This is a genomic window from Actinocrispum sp. NPDC049592, assembly GCF_040675465.1.
Classification (GTDB): Bacteria; Actinomycetota; Actinomycetes; order Mycobacteriales; family Pseudonocardiaceae; genus Kibdelosporangium.
This window is the reverse complement of record NZ_JBFAPA010000003.1, coordinates 216,771-236,506: the sequence shown is the minus strand read 5'-3', so window position 1 is coordinate 236,506 and position 19,736 is coordinate 216,771. Positions and strand designations below refer to the sequence as shown.

General features: G+C 68.4%; 13 protein-coding genes and 1 pseudogene. 7 read left to right on the top strand and 7 right to left on the bottom strand.

What is annotated here, in order from left to right; genetic code table 11:
- The first annotated feature begins 32 nt into the window (after window positions 1–32).
- Complete coding sequence (gene pip / locus AB0J95_RS11125; RefSeq protein WP_364755611.1) at window positions 33–1,022, top strand: prolyl aminopeptidase; 990 nt, start codon at window positions 33–35, stop codon at window positions 1,020–1,022.
- A pseudogene (locus tag AB0J95_RS11120) lies at window positions 994–2,112 on the top strand (IS3 family transposase). Before pip ends, AB0J95_RS11120 begins: the two are co-directional and overlap by 29 nt.
- Before the next feature lie 437 nt (window positions 2,113–2,549).
- On the opposite strand, the gene lpdA reads toward AB0J95_RS11120, so the two are convergent.
- Window positions 2,550–3,935, bottom strand: a complete 1,386-nt coding sequence (gene lpdA / locus AB0J95_RS11115; RefSeq protein WP_364755608.1) for a dihydrolipoyl dehydrogenase — start codon at window positions 3,933–3,935, stop codon at window positions 2,550–2,552.
- Between the two features lie 58 nt (window positions 3,936–3,993).
- On the opposite strand from lpdA, the gene AB0J95_RS11110 reads away from it, so the two are divergent.
- Both AB0J95_RS11110 and AB0J95_RS11105 read left to right on the top strand, forming a co-directional pair.
- The gene (locus AB0J95_RS11110) at window positions 3,994–7,482 is read left to right on the top strand and encodes an AAA family ATPase (protein ID WP_364755606.1); all 3,489 of its coding nucleotides are present in this window, start codon (window positions 3,994–3,996) and stop codon (window positions 7,480–7,482) included.
- 79 nt (window positions 7,483–7,561) lie between these two features.
- A complete protein-coding gene (locus AB0J95_RS11105) occupies window positions 7,562–8,386 on the top strand; it encodes an MBL fold metallo-hydrolase (RefSeq protein ID WP_364755603.1) in 825 nt (274 codons plus the stop codon).
- On the opposite strand, the gene AB0J95_RS11100 is transcribed toward AB0J95_RS11105, so the two are convergent.
- The gene (locus tag AB0J95_RS11100) at window positions 8,359–8,994 is read right to left on the bottom strand and encodes a response regulator transcription factor (protein WP_364755600.1); all 636 of its coding nucleotides are present in this window, start codon (window positions 8,992–8,994) and stop codon (window positions 8,359–8,361) included. The genes AB0J95_RS11105 and AB0J95_RS11100 overlap by 28 nt on opposite strands.
- A complete protein-coding gene (locus AB0J95_RS11095; RefSeq protein ID WP_364755597.1) occupies window positions 8,991–11,549 on the bottom strand; it encodes a P-loop NTPase fold protein in 2,559 nt (852 codons plus the stop codon). The genes AB0J95_RS11100 and AB0J95_RS11095 overlap by 4 nt, the downstream gene beginning before the upstream one ends.
- Window positions 11,550–11,673: 124 nt before the next feature.
- Between AB0J95_RS11095 and AB0J95_RS11090 the strand changes: the two genes are divergently transcribed.
- The 3 genes from AB0J95_RS11090 (at window position 11,674) to AB0J95_RS11080 (ending at window position 17,103) form a co-directional block, all read left to right on the top strand.
- Entirely contained in the window at window positions 11,674–14,751 is a 3,078-nt protein-coding gene (locus AB0J95_RS11090; protein WP_364755594.1) for an amidohydrolase family protein, read from the top strand.
- Window positions 14,752–14,893: 142 nt separating this feature from the next.
- Window positions 14,894–15,925, top strand: coding sequence for an L-threonine 3-dehydrogenase (gene tdh / locus AB0J95_RS11085; protein WP_364755591.1), 1,032 nt, complete (start codon window positions 14,894–14,896; stop codon window positions 15,923–15,925).
- Window positions 15,925–17,103: a glycine C-acetyltransferase gene (locus tag AB0J95_RS11080; RefSeq protein WP_364755588.1), complete on the top strand. Its 1,179-nt coding sequence runs from the start codon at window positions 15,925–15,927 to the stop codon at window positions 17,101–17,103. Before tdh ends, AB0J95_RS11080 begins: the two co-directional genes overlap by 1 nt.
- Here the strand turns inward: AB0J95_RS11080 and AB0J95_RS11075 are convergent.
- The 4 genes from AB0J95_RS11075 to AB0J95_RS11060 form a co-directional block, all read right to left on the bottom strand.
- Window positions 17,100–17,957 carry a LysR family transcriptional regulator gene (locus AB0J95_RS11075; RefSeq protein WP_364755585.1) on the bottom strand — a complete coding sequence of 286 codons (858 nt, stop codon included), beginning with the start codon at window positions 17,955–17,957 and terminating at the stop codon, window positions 17,100–17,102. The two genes, AB0J95_RS11080 and AB0J95_RS11075, sit on opposite strands and share 4 nt — an antisense overlap.
- A gap of 207 nt (window positions 17,958–18,164) precedes the next feature.
- Window positions 18,165–18,392, bottom strand: a complete 228-nt coding sequence (locus AB0J95_RS11070) for a hypothetical protein (protein WP_364755582.1) — start codon at window positions 18,390–18,392, stop codon at window positions 18,165–18,167.
- A gap of 253 nt (window positions 18,393–18,645) precedes the next feature.
- Entirely contained in the window at window positions 18,646–18,864 is a 219-nt protein-coding gene (locus tag AB0J95_RS11065; RefSeq protein WP_364755580.1) for a hypothetical protein, read from the bottom strand.
- A 222-nt stretch (window positions 18,865–19,086) separates the two neighbouring features.
- Window positions 19,087–19,617 (bottom strand): histidine phosphatase family protein, encoded by a 531-nt coding sequence (locus AB0J95_RS11060; protein WP_364755577.1) that lies wholly within the window; start codon window positions 19,615–19,617, stop codon window positions 19,087–19,089.
- Window positions 19,618–19,736: the final 119 nt, after the last annotated feature.

Below are 19,736 nucleotides of genomic sequence, written 5' to 3'. Positions count from 1 at the left end.
GAGGGCGAGCCCGCCACTGCCATCATGGATGTATGGCGACTACATCCGGGCGTTTTCCGTTGAGTGAGCCGCACGAGTCGGGCATGGTGGAGGTGGGGGACGGGCATTCGCTGTACTGGGAGGTTTCGGGGAACCCTGACGGGAAACCGGCGGTCGCGCTGCATGGCGGTCCTGGGTCGGGGAGCTCGCCGCGAACGCGGAACCTGTTCGATCCGGATCGCTACCTCGTGGTGCAGTTCGACCAGCGCAACTCCGGGCGCAGTACGCCTTCGGCGGCGGACCCGGTCGTGGATTTGTCGGCGAACACCACTCAGCATCTCGTTGCCGATATCGAGGCGTTGCGGGTTCATCTGGGAATTGAGCGGTGGCTGGTGTGGGGTGGTTCGTGGGGTGTCACGCTCGGTCTCGCCTACGCGCAGGCGCATCCGGAGCGGGTGACCGAGCTGGTGCTCGCCGCCGTGACCAGCGGGGACCGGAGCGAGACTGACTGGATTACCCGGGACATGGGTCGGGTTTTCCCGCGCGAGTGGGAGAAGTTCCGCGACGGGGTGCCCGTTGGGGAACGTGATGGTGATCTTTCGGCGGCCTATAGCCGGCTGCTGCACGATCCGGATCCGGAGGTTCGGGCGAAGGCGGCGCGGGGGTGGTGTGAGTGGGAGGACACGCATATGTCGCTGGCTCCGGATGCGGCGCCGTCATTGTCGGTGGCTGAGCCGGGGTTTCAGCTGGCGTTTGCGCGGTTGGTGACTCATTACTGGTCGCACGGGTGTTTTTTGGAGGAGGGGCAGCTGTTGCGAGGGATTGGGCGGCTGCACGGGATTCCTGCGGTGTTGATTCACGGGCGTTATGACGTTAGTGGTCCGCTGGGTACGGCGTGGGCGCTGCATCGGGCGTGGCCTGGGAGTGAGCTTGTGGTTCTGGATGACACCGGTCACCGCGGGGGGAGCATGACTGCGGCGATTGTTGCCGCTACTGATCGGTTTGCCCGGGACGATGAGTACCAGGAAGCGGCACACACCTGAGCAGGTCGTTCGGAAACTGACGCAGGCCGACCAACTGCTGGCCGAGGGCAAAGAGGTGGCTGATGTTTGCCGGGAGTTGCAGATCACCGAAGCGACCTACTACCGGTGGCGCAACCAGTTCGGCGGTTTGAAGGCCGACGACGCGAAGCGGTTGAAGGACCTCGAGCGGGAGAACGCCACGCTCAAACGGCTGCTCGCGGACGCGGAACTGGAGAAGGCCGCGCTCAAGGAGATCGCCCAGGGAAACTTCTGAGCCCGCAACGCCGGCGGGCGGCTGTGCACCACCTGAGGCGCGTGCTCGGGGTGAGTGAACGGTTCGCTTGCCGGGTGATCGGGCAGAACCGGGGCACGCAACGCCGTCCGCCTGCCGCGCAGACGCCGGCGGACCCCGACGCCGCGCTATGCGCATGGTTGCGTGCCTATGTCAAAACGCATCCACGGTGGGGATTTCGGTGGGCCACCACGATGCCCGCGGCGAGGGCTGGATCGTGAACCACAAGAAGATCCAACGGTTATGGCGTGAGGAAGGTCTGCGCGTGCCGCAACGCCGCCGCCGGAAACTCCTGGGCTGCTCAACTGCGCCGAATACGCCGACCGCGGATGCGCCGGACCATGTGTGGGCGGTGGATTTCCAGTTCGACGCCACCACCGACGGCCGACCGGTCAAGATCGTGTCCATCGTGGACGAGCACACCCGCGAATGCCTCGGCGGCCTGGTCGAGCGCTCCATCACCGTCGACCGGCTGACCGACGAGCTGGACCGCATCGCCCTGGGCCGGGGTTATCCGGCCGTGTTACGCAGCGACAACGGCCCTGAGTTGGCCTGCCAGACGATGCGCGACTGGGCCGGCGAGCGCGTCAGCCTGGCGTTCATCCCACCGGGGCAACCCTGGCGCAACGGCTACATCGAATCGTTCAACGGCCGTCTCCGCGACGAATGCTTGAACATCACCCTGTTCTGTTCTGGTCACTCACCCAGGCTCGGGTCGTGATCAGCGACTGGAAAGACGAATACAACCACCACCGCAGGCACTCCGCCCTGGGCTATCAAACCCCAGCCAACTACGCTGCCGCCTGCATCCACCGATAACCGGCTCTCACAGCCCCTAGTTCAGTTCGTGGGGTCCCGTCAGCGGCACGTTGCTGGCGCTGAAAGAAAAAGATGTCCTCGCCGGACGGGCAGGCCGCCAAGAGGGGCAGGGGAGCAGGATCCTTCGGATCCTTTGGGTTGGGTTGCGTGTCCTCTCCCTCCCGTATGGCCTGCCCAAGGGGACCACATCAGTCAAGTGGGGCCGCGGCGGCTTCCAGCGGGGCCGGTCCGTATGGCCTTCAGCGTGGTTGGGGTCTGTGGGCGGACCGGGTTCTTGCTTCGCGGCCCCACTTGACAGATGTGGTCGGCTTCGCCCAGGCCATACGGGAGGGAGAGGACACGAGGGTCCTTCGTGGGGCGTGGGCCGCGGGCGGGTTGGAGCCCCGGGTTGTGCCCCCGATCCGGGGATCGGGGGCAGGTGTGGGTGTGCGTGGTTGTCAGAAGTTGATCATGTGGCCGGCCAGGCCGTGGATGGCTTCCTTGACCGCTTCGCCGAGGGTGGGGTGGGCATGGACGTTGCGGGCGACCTCGTTGACAGTGAGGTCCCACTGCTGGGCGAGGGTGAGCTCGGGCAGCAACTCCGTCACGTCCGGGCCGATCAGGTGGGCACCGAGGAGTTCACCGTACTTGGCGTCGGAGAGGATCTTCACGAAGCCCGCGGTGTCGCCGAGGCCGTGGGCCTTCCCGTTGGCGGTGAAGGGGAACTTGGCGACCTTGACGTCGTAACCCTTCTCTCTTGCTTGTGCCTCTGTCCAGCCGAAGCTGGCGATCTGCGGCTGGCAGTACGTGGCGCGGGGGATCATCACGAAGTCGAGCTCCATGGTCTCCGCACCCGCGATGGTCTCCGCCGCGACGATGCCCATGGACTCGGAGGCGTGCGCGAGCATCAGCTTGGCGGTCACGTCACCGATCGCGAAGATGTGCGGGACGTTGGTGCGGCCGCGTCTGTCGATGTCGATCGCGCCACGATCGGTCAGGGCCACGCCGGTCTTCTCCAGGCCATAACCCTCGACGTTGGGCTGGAACCCGATGGCCTGCAGGACCTTCTCGGCGTCCAGGATCTGCTGCTGGCCGTTCTTCGACACCGTCACCCGCACGCCCGCGGAGGTCTCCTCGATGGACTCCACCTTGGTGCCCACCAGCACGTCGATGCCCAGCTTGCGGTAGCGCTTGGCCAGCTCCGCGGACACCTCGGCATCCTCCAGCGGGACCATCCGGTCGAGGAACTCGACGATGGTCACCTTCACACCGTAGTTGTGCAGCACGTACGCGAACTCGACGCCGATGGCGCCCGCGCCGGCGATCACGATGCTCGACGGCAGGTTGTCGGCGAGGATCTGCTCCTCGTAGGTGACCACGCGGGAGCTCTTCGACGTGCCGGGCAGCAGGCGGGGCTTGGCTCCCGCGCCGATGATGCAGTAGTCGAAGGTGACGTCCTCGCCGTTGACCTCGATGGTGTGGTCGTCCTTGAAGGTGCCGTGCCCGTTCAGCTCGGTGATGCCGTTCTTCTTCATCAGGAAGTGGACGCCCTTCACGCGTCCGTCGGCGACCTTGCGGCTGCGGCGGTAGGCCTCGCCGTAGTCCAGGCTGACCGTCCCGTCCACCTGGATGCCGTAGTCCTTGGCCTCCTTGGTGAAGATGTGCGCCAGCTCGGCGTTGCGCAGCAGTGCCTTCGAGGGGATGCAGCCGACGTTGAGGCACACCCCGCCCCAGTACTTCTCCTCGACGACGGCGGTCTTCAGGCCCAGCTGCGCCGACCGGATCGCGGCGACGTAGCCACCCACGCCGGCCCCGAGGACGACGACATCGAAATGTGTGGTCATGCCATCAAGCCTATGTCCGCCGGTTTAGGGTGTCCGACTGGACGAGAGGGGGCTCACCATGGCATTACCCGAGCTGCCGGACCACCTGCAGCTGGTGCTGTCCGACGAGCCGGTGTTCGACCTGTACGCGCACGGACCGTGGCGGGTGCCGGACGGTCTGTACGAGCAGATCACCGAGCGCGCGAACGCGTTGAACGCCGACCCGCGGGTGGCCGAGCTGCCGTACTCGCTGAGCGACTTCTACGGCGCCGACGTCACCGTTGTCGGCGCGGAGCTGTGGTGCCTGCTGCAGTACCTACCGGGTGTGGCGGCGGTGCGTGGGGGCAACCGCTGCGACATCGAGTACGAGATGCTCAACGCGTTCCAGGCGCGCCCCGAGCCGCCGGACCGGGACCCGGTGTGGGCCTGTTTCCGCGCGTCCAACTTCCGCCCGCCGGGTGACTGGCTGCTGTCCGCGGCCGGGACCGACCCGGACAAACGCGCCCTGGCGCGTCAGCTCGCCCGCGAGTGCCTGGACGTGTTCGAGGGCATCGAACCGTTGGAGCCGCGCCGCCAGGCCCTGATCGCCCTGCACGAGCTGGCCAAACCCGAGGACACCGCGGACACGCCAGTGTCGGCGCTCTACGACATCTGGGCCCGCGCGGCCACCGACGACATGCTCGGCGCGCTGCCCGAGCTGGCCGGGCCGGTCAACCACCTGGAATGGGCGTTGAGCGGGTTCAGCGCGGCGCACGAACGCCTGCGCTCGGCCGTCGGCGGCCCGAGCGTCGGTTCGGTGGTGGCCAGCCTGCTCACCGTCGCGGGCATCGAGCGCGCCCCCGCCGAGCTGCTCGCCATGGACGAGGCCGTGTACGACGCGGTGCAGGACCACATGCCCCAGCTGGTCGACGCCTCGGCCTGGTCGTCGGCGACGCGCGGGTGGCTCGCCCTCGGGGTGGCCGAGGGGGAGATCGACGCCTGCCGGGCGTGGCTCGACATGTGCGTGCGCTTGGACTCGTCGCTGCGCGGCCTGCCCGGCGTCGCGATCGGCGCGAACCCGGACATCCCGATCGTCGGCTTCCAGCGCACGGTCCGGCAGATGTACCGCCGCCGTCCGGTGTTCAACCCGCTGGTCCGCACGTTCGCGGTGGCGCCGGGGGAGGCCAAGAAGGCCGGACCGGCCGATCCGGACATCCCGCTGGTGGGTCAGCCCGAGCTGGCCACGGCGGTCAAGGACATGATCGTCCCGGTGAACGAGCCGGCCCCGGTGCGGCTGATGATCGCCGGGCCGGACGGGACCGGCCGCCGCACCGGCGCGACCATCCTGATCAAGGAACTGGTCGACCGCGGCGTGGCCTCGTCCGCGCGCTGGGTCTCCGACCAGCTGTACGCGACGATGGACGCGACCAACGCCGTGCACCAGCTCACCCGTGACATCAGCGAGTGTGTCGCGGAGAAGATCGTGCTGGTGATCGACGGCCTGGACCGCACCCTCGGGTTCGACCGCTGCGGCGCCGCGCTCACCGAGGAACTCCGCCGCTGCCTCAAACGGTTCCCTGACCTGCACGTGGTCGCGGTCTGCGGGCCGGGCGGCGAGACCCGCCTGTTCGACGCGAACCCCGCGCTGTACCAAGGGTTCCGGGTCGCGCGGACCTACGAGTTCACCGACAAGCACTACGCGGAACTGCTCAAGCGCGCGGTCACCCGCCGGGGCGCGACGATCAGCCGCACGGTCAGCCTGACGGCGGGCGTGCTGCTCACCCGCACCCCGCCGCTGCTGAACCTGCGCGGCGCCCGGCTGGTGGACTACCTCGCCGAGCAATGCGTTGTGGCGGCCCGCAAACGCGCCAAGGTGGGCAGGTCTCGTTCGGTCGCGGTGACCGCCGCGGACCTGCCTCGCCAGCTGATCCCGGGCGGGGTCGCGGGCGCGGACCCGCAGGCCGAGCTCGACTCGTGCGTGGGCCTGGACAAGATCAAGCGGGAGCTGGCGCTGCTGGTCGCCGAGGAGAAGGCGGCCCGGATGCGGCGCGAGGCCGGGATGGTCGTCGAGACCCGGCCGCGGCACCTGGTGTTCACCGGTCAGCCCGGCAGCGGGAAGACCATGGTGGCGCGGATTCTCGGCCGGATGTTCGCCGGTCTCGGGGTGTTGTCCTCCGGGCACATCGTCGTCGTCGACCGCGGCGACCTGGTGCACGGCGAGACCTGGGAGATCGGCCCGCGCGTCCGGCGGGTGGTCGACCGGGCCATCGGCGGCGTGCTGTGCATCGAGGACGTTCACGAGCTGCAGCCCTCCGACGACGACTGGCGCAACCGTGAGGCGGTGAACGCGCTGCTCGCCGGGATCCAGAACCACCCCAACGACCTGGTGGTCGTGCTCACCGGACCCGACGCGGCGGTCAACGGGCTGCTGAAGTCCGAATCGGACCTTGCCGCGTTCTTCCCGTCGGTGCTGCGGTTCCCGGCGCTGACCGAGGACAACTTCGTGGCGCTGTTCGGGGAGAAGGCCATGGCCGCCGGGTTCTCCTTGCAGGACGGGGTATCCGAGAAGGTCCGCAGCCTGGTCAAGTCGACGCCGACCGGCAACGCGCGGCTCGCGGTGGGCCTGCTGGAACGGTCGATCGCGCGCCAGGCCCGGCGGGTGCTCGCCGACGACGTGGTCAGCGAGGACGAGTCGCTGCACGAGATCCTGGTCGAGGACGTGCCGGACACCCTGGCCAACACCTCCTGGGTGGACGTGCAGAGCGACCCGTTGTCCGAGATCGAGTCGCTGATCGGGCTGGACTCGGTCAAGCACGAGGTCCGGCTGCTGGTCGCGGAGGCCAAGGCGGACCGGATGCGCCGCGAGGCCGGCATCCCGCTGGCCTCGCCGACCAGGCACCTGGTGTTCACCGGCAGCCCCGGCACCGCGAAGACCACGATGGCCCGGCTGATCGCGGCCGCCTACGCCAAGCTCGGGCTGCTCTCGTCCGGGCACCTGGTCGAGGTGTCCCGCGGCGACCTGATCGGCGAGTACCTCGGCCAGACCGCGCCCAAGGTCCGCGCGGCCGTGGCGAAGGCGCTCGGCGGTGTGCTGTTCATCGACGAGGCCTACTCGCTGACTCCGGCCTGGTACGACGGCTACGGCAGCGAGGCGATCGCCGAGCTGATCAAGCTGATGGAGGAGCACCGCGACGACCTCGTGGTGATCGCGGCCGGGTACGACGGCAAGATGGCCAAGTTCATGGAGGCCAACCCGGGCCTGTCCTCGCGGTTCCCGACCACGCTGCGGTTCCCGGACTACACCGACGACGAGCTGGTCGAGATCTTCACCAAGATGACCGAGAAGGCCGGGTACACGTTGCACGCCGACGTCGTTCCCGCGGTCTACGACCTGCTGCGCGGGACCGAGCGCGGTGAGTCGTTCGGCAACGGGCGGTACATGCGCAACGTCTTCGACCGGTCGGTCGCGTTGCAGGGGCACCGGATCACGACCACCGAGAACCTCGCCGAGATCCGCCTGCTGCGCCGTGAGGACCTGCCGCCCGCGAAGTCTGTCGAAGCCGACGTTCCCACGGGCCAGTACCTGTAACCCCAGCTCAACCCTCGTGTTCGCGCACGAGGGTTGAGCCGGCCTTGCCTGTAGTAGACCAGTCTGTATATTACAGTTCATGGCGATTCATCACCTCAACTGCGGGTCCATGCGGGAGATCGATCCGGGCAACGGGCTCGTGCCGGCGCGGGTGCTCAACCACGTGCTGCTGGTCGAGACCGCGGATGCGCTGGTCATGGTCGACTCGGGGTTCGGCACGATCGATGTCGAGCGTGGCGACGAGTCTCTGGGGCGGACCTTCCTCGAGCGCACCGAGCCGTTGCTGGAACCGGGGGAGACCGCGTTACAGCAGGTCAAGAAGCTGGGATACCAGCCCGAGGATGTCCGGCACATCGTGCTGACCCACCTGGATCTCGACCACACCGGCGGCATCTCCGACTTCCCGCACGCGGTCATTCACGTCCACAAGCAAGAGCTGAACGCGGCGCTGTCGCCGGGCACGCATCCCGAGCACAGCATCCGCTACCGGCCGATGCACTGGGCCCATCGTCCACAGTGGAGCACCTACACGTCGCAGAAGGGCAACTCCTGGTTCGGCTTCGACGCGTTGCAGCTCGACGGCGTGTCCGAGGACGTGCTGATGATCCCGCTGGCCGGGCACACTCCCGGGCACAGCGCGGTCGCCGTGCGGGGCGGGGAGAAGTGGCTGCTGCACGTGGGCGACGCGATCTACCACCACGGCCAGGTCGAGCCGGGCAACCGGTGGACCATGCCGCTGTGGGAGGCGTTCGAGGAACTGACCGAGATGGACCGCCCGCTGCGGATGGCCAACCAGTCACGGCTGCGGGAACTGCTGCTGGACCACGGTGACCGGGTCGAGGTCATCGCCGCGCACGACCCGTGGGCGTTCCAGCGCTACACCGAGATGGCCCCGGCCTTGTAGCCCAGCCGGTACACCGAGCGGACCACGCCGTGGCCGAGCTTGCGGCGCAGGTAGTACACGTAGGTGTCCACGGTGGACTCGCTGGCCTCGGTGCCGAACACCCTGGTGCGCAGCTCGGCCTTCGGGTAGATCACCGTCGGGCGGGCCACCAGGGTGCGCAGCAGGTCGAACTCCCGGACCGACAACGAGATCCGCTTGCCCTTGGGCAGAACGACCTCGTAGCGCCGGACGTCGAGCTGCGCCTGTCCGAACGGGATGGTCTCGGCGTTGTCGATGTGCCGCCGCAACAGGCCGCGCACCTTGCGGATCAGCGTGGTCGGCAGGAACGGCTTGGTCAGGTACCCGTCCGCGCCGGACGCCAGCGCCGCCTCCTGGTCCTTCTCGTCCCCAATGGACGACAACACCAAAGCCCTCGCCGTGACCGCCTGCCGCCGCAACGTCAGCAGCATGTCCAGGCTGCCGTCCAGATCCCGGTCCACGATCATCAGGTCGTACCCCGGTTCGCCCGCGGCCGCCACATCGTGCTCGTAGCCCGCCTCGGCCAGCAGCTCGCCGAGCCGGCTGATGAGCACTTCGTCGTCCGACACGACCAGGATCTTCGGCGTCACAGGTCCATCCTGCCCGGGACGGGACCGCTGTGGCGGAAACGGCCGATAAGATCCACCCAACCGGTGAGTCCATCCAGTGAGAAGTCGCGCCCAGGCCCGAGCGCGACCCAGTTGTGCAGCACGTCCTCTTCGGACGGTGCTGGCAGCGCGTCCGACAGCTTTCGCGAGCCGGACCGGATCGCGGCGAACAGCGGCCCGGCCGTGCGCGGCAGGCCGACTGCCACGGCGACCAGCACCGCCAGCTGCCCCCGGCGGGGAACCTCCCAGTCCCGCCCGATACCGATCGCCTTGATCAGCAGGTACACGTTGACGAACCGCTTGACCGCCCGGGGTGTCCGGCCGATCAGCTCGGCGACGTCCTCGGCCTGCCGCAGCTCCTCCTGGGTGATGGTCAGGTCGACGGCCACCGGCCGGGCCTGCCCGCCGGAGACCTGGCTGAACGAGGCGACGACTTCGTTGAACTCGTCCAGGTCGCCCCATGGCACGTACACCGCGCCGTCGGCGGTCGCGGCGGCGGTATCGGGAGCGACGATCGTGCTCGGCGCGAGCAGTCCGCGGGTCATCTGTTCGCGCACCGGCACCGGCAGCGGCTGGATCCGGAACGGGATCTGGAAGATCTTCTCCAAGTAGTCCTCCGGGTCCGCGTCCGGCCCGGCGAGCTGGGGGTAGTGCTGCCGCAGCGAACTGGTCAGCCAGCGGGCGTCCACGGCGACCACGACCACGAACACCGGGAACGCCAGCAGCAGGTGCACCGCCTCCAGCACCTTGATCACCATCGGGGTCGGGCAGCGGTCGAGGTCGTCGATGTACAGCACGATCCGGTCGATCGCATACTCGCCGGGCGCCTCGGAGTCCTGCGCCGCGACCAGCCGGGAAAGCCGCTCCAGGTCGCGGCGGACCAGCGCGGGCACGCCCAGATGACGGCGGTAGTCGTCGCTGCCCAGTCGTTCGGTGATGAACTCGTCCAGCACCTGCCCGGGCGTCGCCGCCTCCTGCTCGCGCCTGACCTCGTCGAACTTGGCGGCCAGGTCCCGTTCCCGCTGGACCGCACCGTCCAGTTCGGACTGAATCGCACCGAGCATGGCCTCCGCCTCGGCGACCTCGCGTTCGATTCGGTCGTGCTCCTCCTGTTCGGCGGCGGCCAGCTCGGCCTGGGCGTCGGCGATCTTCTTCCGCGCGGCCTGCAGGTACTTTCCTGCCAGGGCAACATAACTGGCCGCGGTACCGAGCAGCCAGGCCACGGTGGACACAGCGGCGAGGTCGAACTGCCGCATCACCACGGCGATCACCGGCGCGGCGAACAGCGCGATGATCGCGAAGAGCCAGTACTTCCAGTTCCGCAACGGGGTCAGCAGGCTCCGAAGGTCGGCGCCGGCCTGGTCGAGTTCCTCGCGCAGCTTCACGGCGTTGTCGATGACCTCGGTGAACCCCGCTGTGGCGGCCGCCTCCTGGACGGCTCTGCGTAAGGCCGCGCTTGGTTTCGGCCGCTGTGCCTCGGCAAGTTTCCCGGCCGCCTGCTCCAGCTCCCGCGTGCGCTCCTCGACCTCTTTGGCCGCGTTCTCCCGTTTGGTCTCCAGGGCTTCGCGGGAGACCTGGGCGGTCTGCTGTGCGGCGCCCGCGGCCTGAACCTGTTGCAGCCAGTACTTCTGCCGTTGCGCGATCAGGTCGTCGCTGTCGTCCCCGGAGATCCGCAGGTTGCGGAACAGGTGCTCGACCAGGCTCGCCCACAGGTCACCGCCGACGTACTGCCCGGCGTTGAACTCGACCTGCACCACGGACTTGTGGAAGTCCGGCTGGGCGGCCTCGGCGATCCAGGACACCCGCTGCCGCAGGCTGCGCACGAAGTAGCTCTTGCCCGAGCCCCAGTCGCCGAACAGGCCGATGGCCAGCGGCGGTACCAACCGTTTCGACGTGATGAGATGCGCGAAGGCGTTCACCTCGGGGCCGATCCCGATCAGGTCGGGGGTGCCGTCCGGCTGGTCGGTGAGGTAGTCGGCGAGGGTCACTTTCGGCGGCTGATAAGGAAAGCGCTGTTTGAGGAAGTCGCCGAGGGTGCGCGTCGACTGGTGGAGATAGGCCTCGTAGGCATCGCCTACGTCGCGCATCCCGCTGCCGCGGGCGGCGAGCGCCCGGTGCAGCGCCCCGCCGGCCAGCGTGTCGCTGAGGAGGGTCGCGCCGAGCAGTTGCGCCAGCGAGGCCGGCTCGCTGCCCGCGTACCCCTTGAGCGTGCCGAAGATCCGCCGGGCCTCCTCGGTGAGCTGCACCCCGCCGGGCCGGGGTCGTGCGGCGACGGCACGCAATGCGGCGGCGGTAAGTAGTCCGCGGCTGCCCGGCGAGAGCACCTCACCCGGGGAGATGCCGAAGTGCTCGAACAGCACCCGCGCGGGGCTGTTGTGCAGGTCGGCCAGCAGGACACCGGTCAGCAGGTCGAGCGAGCCGATGGGGGCTGTCGCCGCCGACCTGGCGCCGACCCAGGCGGCCGCCTGCGCCCACAGCAACGCCGCCTGAACCGGCTCCGACAGTGATCCCGGCAACTCATCGCCGAACTCCGGCATTCGCCCTCCCTCGATCGTCCAGAGGAACTATCGGCGAGGACGGCTGGATGTTGCCTGTTTCACCTGCTGCGCTGAGTAGACGATTAATCACCTCCCGTGCATAGTTGAGGCCTGGGAGGTTGAGATGTCACCACAGGGATTGTCTCGTCGTGAACTTCTTTTGCGCAGTGGCGCCGTTGCCGCTGGTCTGGGGATCGCTGGGGCTGGGGACGCGCTGGCCGGGCCGCAACCGGACGGCTCGCACGGGGTCGAACTGACCGAGGGAACGAATATGTCGGTCGCCGTGTCGCCGGACGGGCAGCGGCTCGCGGTCGACCTGGTGACCGGGATCTGGGTGCTGCCCGGGTCGGGTGGCCGGGCACGCCGGCTCACCGACGACTTCCAGGACGCCACCCTGCCTTCCTGGTCGCCGGACGGCAGGACCCTCGCGTTCCAGTCATATCGGGAGGGCAACTTCCACCTCTACCTGATCGACGCGAACGGCGGCCAGCCAAGGAAACTGACCAGCGGGCAGTACGACAACCGCGAGCCGGTGTTCTCGCCGGACGGCAAGCGCCTGGCGTTCAGCAGCGACCGGGACGGCAGCTACGGGATCTGGTTGCTGGACCTGGCTTCCGGCGAGATCACGAACGTCACCGCCACCGCCGACGAGGAGGCCACCCCGCGCTGGTCGCCGGACGGGCAGCGGCTTGTCTTCACCGTCAACGACATCGGCATCGACGTGATCACGTTGGCCACCAAGGACCGCCAGCGGGTGATCACCGCGACCGGTACCGACAAGCTCTACAGCCCGGCTTTCGGGCCTGGCGGTCAGATCAGCTACATGCGGCTGCGCGGTGCGGACGCGGACCTGATGCTGGGGGACAAGCAGCTCACCCAGAACGAGGACGTGTTCGGGTTCGCCGCCCAATGGCTCGGCGACGAGTGCTTCTACACCGCGAACGGCAAGATCCGGCGGCGTTCGGCGGCCGGGGTGGCCAAGGACATTCCGTTGCAGGGCTTCGTGTCGGTCGCCCAACGGAACTATCGCAGGAAGGTCCGCGATCTGGAGTCCCGTGTGCCGCAACAGGTCCGCGGTATCGCCAGCCCAGTGGTCTCGCGGGATGGCAAGCAGATCGCGTTCCGGGCGTTGAACGCGATCTACACCCTCCCGGCGGGTGGTGGTCTGCCGAAGCGGATCACCGACGACGAGTTCTTCAACTCCGACCCGGACTTCTCGCCGGACGGGAAGACCTTGCTGTACGCCAGCGACCGGCTCGGCACGGCCGACCTGTGGTTGCGGGACCTGGCATCCGGCAAGGACACCGTGCTGACCTCCTTGCCGGGCGCGCAGATCACGCCTCGGTGGTCGCCGGACGGCAGCCACATCGCGTACACCGACCACGATGGCGCGGTGTGGGTCCTTGAGGTGGCGACCAAGAAGGTCCAGCAGATCACGCCCACGCTGTTCATGCCCGGGCGGCCGACTTGGTCGCCGGACGGCAAGGTGGTCGCGTTGGCCGCGGTGAAGCCGTTCTCGAAGCGCTACCGCGAAGGCACGAGCCAGATCCTGACCGTCAACCTCGAGTCGGGCACGCTCACCTACGCCGAGCCGATGCCGTTCCGCTCCTTGGCAACGCGTGGCGACGACGGTCCACTGTGGTCACCCGACGGCAAGTACCTGGCGTTCACGGTGGAAAGCGTCGCCTGGATCGCGCCGGTCGACGCCACCGGCAAGCTCATCGGCGACCCGCGCCAGGTCACCCACGAGGTCACGGACTCGTTGGCCTGGCAAGGTTCCGACACGCTGGTGTACCTGTCCAAGGGCAGGCTGCGGGCGGTCCGGACCGCCGGGGGAGAGCCGCGGACGATCCGCGTGTCGTTCTCGTGGGCGCGGCCGAAGGCGCCCGAACGGCAGGTCATCCACGCCGGCAAGTACTGGGACGGCAGCGCGCGGTCGCTTCAGTCCGATGTGGACATCGTGGTGGCGAACGGCCGGATCGCGCAGATCCGGCCGCACCGCGACGAACCCGGCACCATCGACGCCCATGACCTGACGGCGATGCCCGGCCTGGTCGACATCCACAACCACTGGCACCTCCGCGGCCGCCAGTGGGGCGACCGCCAGGGCCGGTTGTGGCTGTCCTACGGCATCACCACAACGCGTTCGCCGGGCGACCCGGTGTACCAGATGCTGGAGACCCGGGAGGCCCTGGAGTCCGGAAAACGGGTCGGCCCAAGGTATCTGGGCACCGGCGAGGCCGTCGACGGGTCGCGCGTGTACTACAACTTCATGCGGCCCACGCTGTCCCGGGCGCAGCTCGACCTGGAGCTGGCCCGCGCCGCCGAGCTCGGCTACGACATGATCAAGACCTACGTGCGGCTGCCGGTCTGGATGCAGGCCGAGGTCGTGCGGGCCGCGCACAACGCCGGAATCCCGTTGTCGTCGCACTATCTCTACCCGGCGTCGAACATCGGCATGGACGGGATGGAGCACACCGGCGCCACCAACCGGCTCGGCTATTCGCACACGGTGAGCCGGACGGGCGCGGCCTACCAGGACGCGATCGCGTTGTTCACCCGATCGGGGATGTCGTTGACCCCGACCCTGTTCAACTCGGTCCACCTGTACGGCAAGGACCGTTCGCTGGTGGACGACGAACGCACCAAGGTCCTGTTCCCGCGATGGGAGTACGACCGGCTGGTGGCCGACGCGGAGCTGCACAGCACCCCGGCGACGGACTACGTGAGCAAGGCGCTCGCGGCCAACGTCGAGATGGTCAAACGGGTGCACCGGGGCGGCGGTCTGGTCGTGAACGGCACGGACGCGCCGCTGGACCGGATCGGCATCGCCACCCACCAGAACCTGCGGGCGATGGTCCAGTACGGCATGACCCCGTACGAGGCGCTCACCACGGCCACCCGCAACCCGGCGCGCTGGCTCGGCCTGGAGGGCAAGGTCGGCGTGCTCAAGCCGGGCGCGTTCGCGGACCTGTCCCTGGTCAGCGGCGACCCACTGGCCGACATCAAGGCCGCTGCCGCGGTCAAACAGGTCATGATCGGCGGCCTGTTGCGGTCGGTCGGCGACCTGCTCAAGCCGTTCCAGGCCCAGCAGTCAAGGGCGGCTGTGGTCAACGAGGTGCTCCCAGCCGCCGCTTCGGCGTCGAAGCAGCACTGGTGGCACGAGCCGGAGTGGGCCGACCACATCTGCTGCCACGGATAACCCCTAGTAGGGGTGTGTTTGCGAGCGCTGGCTCGTGAACACACCCCGCTGTCCAACCAGCGGGGCCTGTCAAGCTGGGCTAACAAGCGATTTCAGAAAGTCCTGATGGACCGCACAGCGGCGGTCGCGCCACACTTCGGGCATGAAGGCACTCGTCAAGCTGGTCGAGGGCCCGGGGCTGGAGCTCACCGAGGTGCCGGACCCCACGCCCGGCCCCGGTGACGTCAAGGTGCGCGTGCTGCGCACCGGGATCTGCGGCACGGACCTGCACATCGAGGCATGGGACGACTGGGCCGCCAAGACCATCACCACCCCCCTGGTGGTGGGGCACGAGTTCGTCGGCGAGGTGGTCGAGGTCGGCGCCGCGGTGACCGGCGTGCAGGTCGGCGACCTGGTCTCCGGCGAGGGGCACCTGGTCTGCGGCAGGTGCCGCAACTGCAAGGCCGGCCGCCGCCACCTCTGCGCGAACACCCGTGGCCTGGGCGTGCACAGCAACGGCGCCTTCGCCGAGTACGCCGTGCTGCCCGAGCAGAACGCCTGGGTGCACCGCAACTCGGTCGACCTGGACGTGGCCGCGATCTTCGACCCGTTCGGCAACGCCGTGCACACCGCGCTGTCGTTCCCGGTGATCGGTGAGGACGTGTTGATCACGGGCGCGGGCCCGATCGGGATCATGGCCGCGGCGGTCGCCCGGCACGCCGGCGCGCGCAACGTCGTGATCACCGACGTGAGTGAGCACCGGCTGGAGCTGGCCCGCAAGGTCGGCGTGGACCTCGCGCTGAACGTGAGCAGCGCGTCCGTGGCCGACGCGCAGGCGATCCTGGGCATGTCCGAGGGCTTCGACGTGGGCATGGAGATGTCCGGGCAGCCTTCGGCGATGCGTGACATGATCGCCAACATGTCCCACGGCGGCCGGATCGCGATGCTGGGCCTGCCCGCGGCCGAGTTCCCCGTCGACTGGAGCTCGGTCGTGCTGAAGATGTTGCACATCAAGGGGATCTACGGCCGGGAGATGTTCGAGTCCTGGTACTCGATGTCGGTGCTGCTGCAGGCCGGGCTGGACCTGACCCCGGTGATCACGCACCGGTATCCCGCAACCGACTTCGACCTGGCGTTCTCGACGGCCCGCGAGGGCCGCTGCGGCAAGATCATCCTGGACTGGACGGAGAGCTGATGTACGGCGCGATGCGCGATGACCTGCGAGCCGGGCTGGCCGAGATCCGCGAGGCCGGCCTCTACAAGGCGGAGCGGGTGATCGGCACGCCGCAGAAGGCGGCCGTCCGGGTCGGCGGCGGCGCGGAGGTGCTCAACTTCTGCGCCAACAACTACCTCGGCCTGGCCGACCACCCGGTGCTGGTCAAGGCGGCCCAGGAGGCGCTGGACAAGTGGGGCTTCGGGATGGCCTCGGTCCGGTTCATCTGCGGTACCCAGGAGCCGCACAAAGCCTTGGAGGCCAAGCTTTCCGAGTTCCTCGGCACCGAGGACACGATCCTGTACAGCTCCTGCTTCGACGCCAACGGCGGGCTGTTCGAGACGTTGCTGTCCGACAAGGACGCGGTCATCTCGGACGAGCTGAACCACGCGTCCATCATCGACGGTGTGCGGCTGTGCAAGGCGTCCCGGTTCCGGTACAAGAACCGGGACATGGCCGACCTGGAGGCTCAGCTCAAGGCGGCTTCGGGCGCGCGGTACCGGTTGATCGCAACCGACGGTGTGTTCTCAATGGACGGTTACCTCGCGCCGCTGGACGAGATCTGTGCGCTGGCGGAGAAGTACGACGCCCTGGTGATGGTCGACGACTCGCACGCGGTGGGCTTCACCGGTCCGACCGGCCGGGGCACGCCCGAGCTTTTCGGGGTGACGGACAAGATCGACGTGTTCACCGGGACCATGGGCAAGGCCCTCGGCGGCGCCTCCGGCGGGTATGTCTCGGGTCGTGCGGAGATCGTGGAGATGCTGCGCCAGCGGTCCCGCCCGTACCTGTTCTCGAACTCGCTGGCCCCGTCCATCACCGCCGCCGCGCTGGCCGCGCTCGACCTGCTCAGCTCGTCGGGTGAGTTGCTGGAACGGTTGCGGGACAACACCAAACTGTTCCGCACCCGGATGACGGAGGAGGGCTTCGACCTGCTGCCCGGCGAGCACCCCATCATCCCGGTGATGATCGGCGACGCCGCCAAGGCCGGCCGCCTCGCGGATCTGTTGCTGGACCAGGGCATCTACGTGATCGGTTTCTCGTACCCGGTGGTGCCGCACGGCAAGGCCCGCATCCGTACCCAGATGTCCGCTGCCCACACCACTGATGACGTGAACAAGGCCGTCGACGCCTTCGTCGCCGCCCGCGCCAAGCTCTAGACCTGGTTCTGCAGGGCGTCCAGCACCGTCTTGATCAACGGGTGTTCTTCGCTGCCGCGGCGGACGGCGGCGAAGACCCGGCGCTGCGGCGGGACGCCGTGCACCGGGATGACGATCGCGCCGGGCATGTCGACCAGGGCGGTGCGGGGGACCAGCGCGACTCCGGCACCGGCCGCGACCAGGGCGATGATGGCCCGGAAGTCGTCGGAGGTGTGCACGATCCGGGGCGTGCCCTCGATGGCGTCGCGGCAGGGGTTGCCGGGCAGCGGGGCGATCCAGTCCTCGTCGGCCAGGTCACGCAGGAGGATGGTGTCCTGTTCGGCGCGGGGGTGGTCATCGGGCAACACCATGTCGTAGGGCTCGGTGTACAGCGGGAACTTGGCCACCCGCTGGGACGGCAGCCGCTGTTCCTCGGTGATGGCGATGTCGATCTCGCCGTCGAGCAGCAGCGGGATGCTCAGCTGCCCTTCCGCGTCCCGGACCAGGACGGTGATCCCCGGCGCGTGTTTGCGCAGATCCCGGATCGCAGGCGCCACCACCTGCGTGATCGCCGAGGCGAACGACGCCAGCGCGACCCTCCCCATCGCCCCGGTCGCGAACGACGCCAGCGTGGCCTGCGCCCGCTCCAACTCAGCCGCGACGGCGTTGGCATGCTCGACCAGCAGCTCCCCAGCCGCCGTCAACCACACGCGCCGACCCCGGCGATGCAGCAGCTCCTGCCCCGTTTCCGACTCCAACGCCGCGAGCTGCTGCGACACCGCCGACGGCGTCAGGTGCAGCGCCTCACCCGCCGCCGTCACCGTCCCATGGTCCGCCAGCGCCCGCAGCACCCTCAAGCGCCTCGGATCAATCACACCCCCCATTGTGCTCCCTCACGGCCGGCCTCAGCAGGGTCACGTTGCGGAGCTGGGAGAGCGGCCACTGTAGACAGTTGGGGGCGGTACAGCTCGCGTGTATGGGGCTTGATGGGTTGGGGCACGGTTCGGTTTGACATGGGTCCCGTCGGCGGCCTCGGCAGGAGAGGCGGGCAGGTCCATCCCAGGGATGCGGTATTCCTGGGGTCAGGCGGCGGCGGGGATGGATCTTCGGGCGGAGTTGGTTCTGGGGCGGCGGTGCGGGTCGATGTAGGCGGGTGGGATGAATCGCGGGGTGCGCAGGCCATTCTTCGTCGGCTGAGACGGGCACTGTGCGGCCATGCGCAGGGTTTCTACGAAGGCATCGGCGGTGCGTTCGGCCTGGCAACGGTCGTCGGCACGGTCGGTGGGCCGCTGTTCACCTTTCTTGATCACCGGGTGCAGCAGGTGGCTTCGGCGGGCAGGTGGCCGCGGAAGACGAGGCCGCCGTTGCGCGGGTGCGGTGTGCAGCATTCGGTCGGGCTGCTTCGGTTCCGGGTCGGGTAGAGGTGGGCCATCGGGATCGACGATGTTGCGCACCCGGGTGCCGAAGCGAGCCAACGCATTCGCGCGGCGGAGGTGGCGGGCAGGGCGGGCTCGATCACCGACCCGGTGGGTGTGATGCTGGGGAACAGCGCTTCGGCTTGCGCTAGGCGGCGTTTGGCTTCCTGGGCGAGATCCGCAACGCGTGCACGAGCAGCGCGGCGGGGTTGGAGTAGCCGAGGTCGTTGGCGAGGCCCTGGTTGTTCAGGTGGGCCACCAACTCCAGCCCGGTGTACTCGATCCGCCGACCCTGCGCCTCGACGTCCTGCAGGGCAGCGACTATCTCTTCTTTTGTTTTACTCCAATGGTTTCCACTGCCTTGCATGGCATCAACACTACCCGCGCGGAGCCGGAAGGCCCCGGGATTTGGCGGGGGTTCACCGGAATTGGTGACCCCCTTGTCCCGCGGGCAAAGCGCAAGCGCACCAGATCGCGCCTTCGTGCCCTGTCCCCCTCTGGGTGGCGCTGCCACGCGGCGAGCGCTCCTTCACCCAGCTGGATGTCAGCCCGTCCGGCGAGGACAAACCCCACCTAGAAGCACAAGGACCTACAGAGGCAGAGAAACCAACTCGGCATTCTCAATACCAGCAGCAGACTCAACCCCCAGCCGCCGCATGGCCAACCGCATAACCATCCCATGACACACAACCAAAGCAGGCCGAGGTCCAGAAGAGATCTCAGCGAGAGCGGCCATCACCCGATCCCCCTGCTCCACATAAGACTCCCCGCCCTCAAAGCCAAACCCCTCCGCCCCCGTCACAAACCCCTGATAAGCAACAGGATCCGCGGCCTCCAACTCCGCATATAACCGATCCGTCCACACCCCGGTATCAGTCTCCATGAGCCGAGCATCGACCCGCACCGGAAGTCCGATCTGGACCGACACCGCCTCGGCGGTCTCCCGCGCCCGCGCCAGCGGACTTGACCACAGAGCCACCAGACCCAGTGACGCCACCCGGCTCGCCAGCGCCTTCGCCTGGGTACGGCCGGTGAAGTTGAGGGGGACGTCCATTTGGCCCTGGAAACGGCGCGTGTGGTTGTAGTCCGTTTGTCCGTGCCGGGCGAGGTAGATGGTCACGTAATCACACCGTACTGGTTACGGTCCTACGCGCCAGGGTTCGAGACGGGGTTCACCTCTAAGATGATCGCGGTTGAGCCAGCAGCCCAGTGCGCGAGCCTGCCCAGGTGATGATCAGG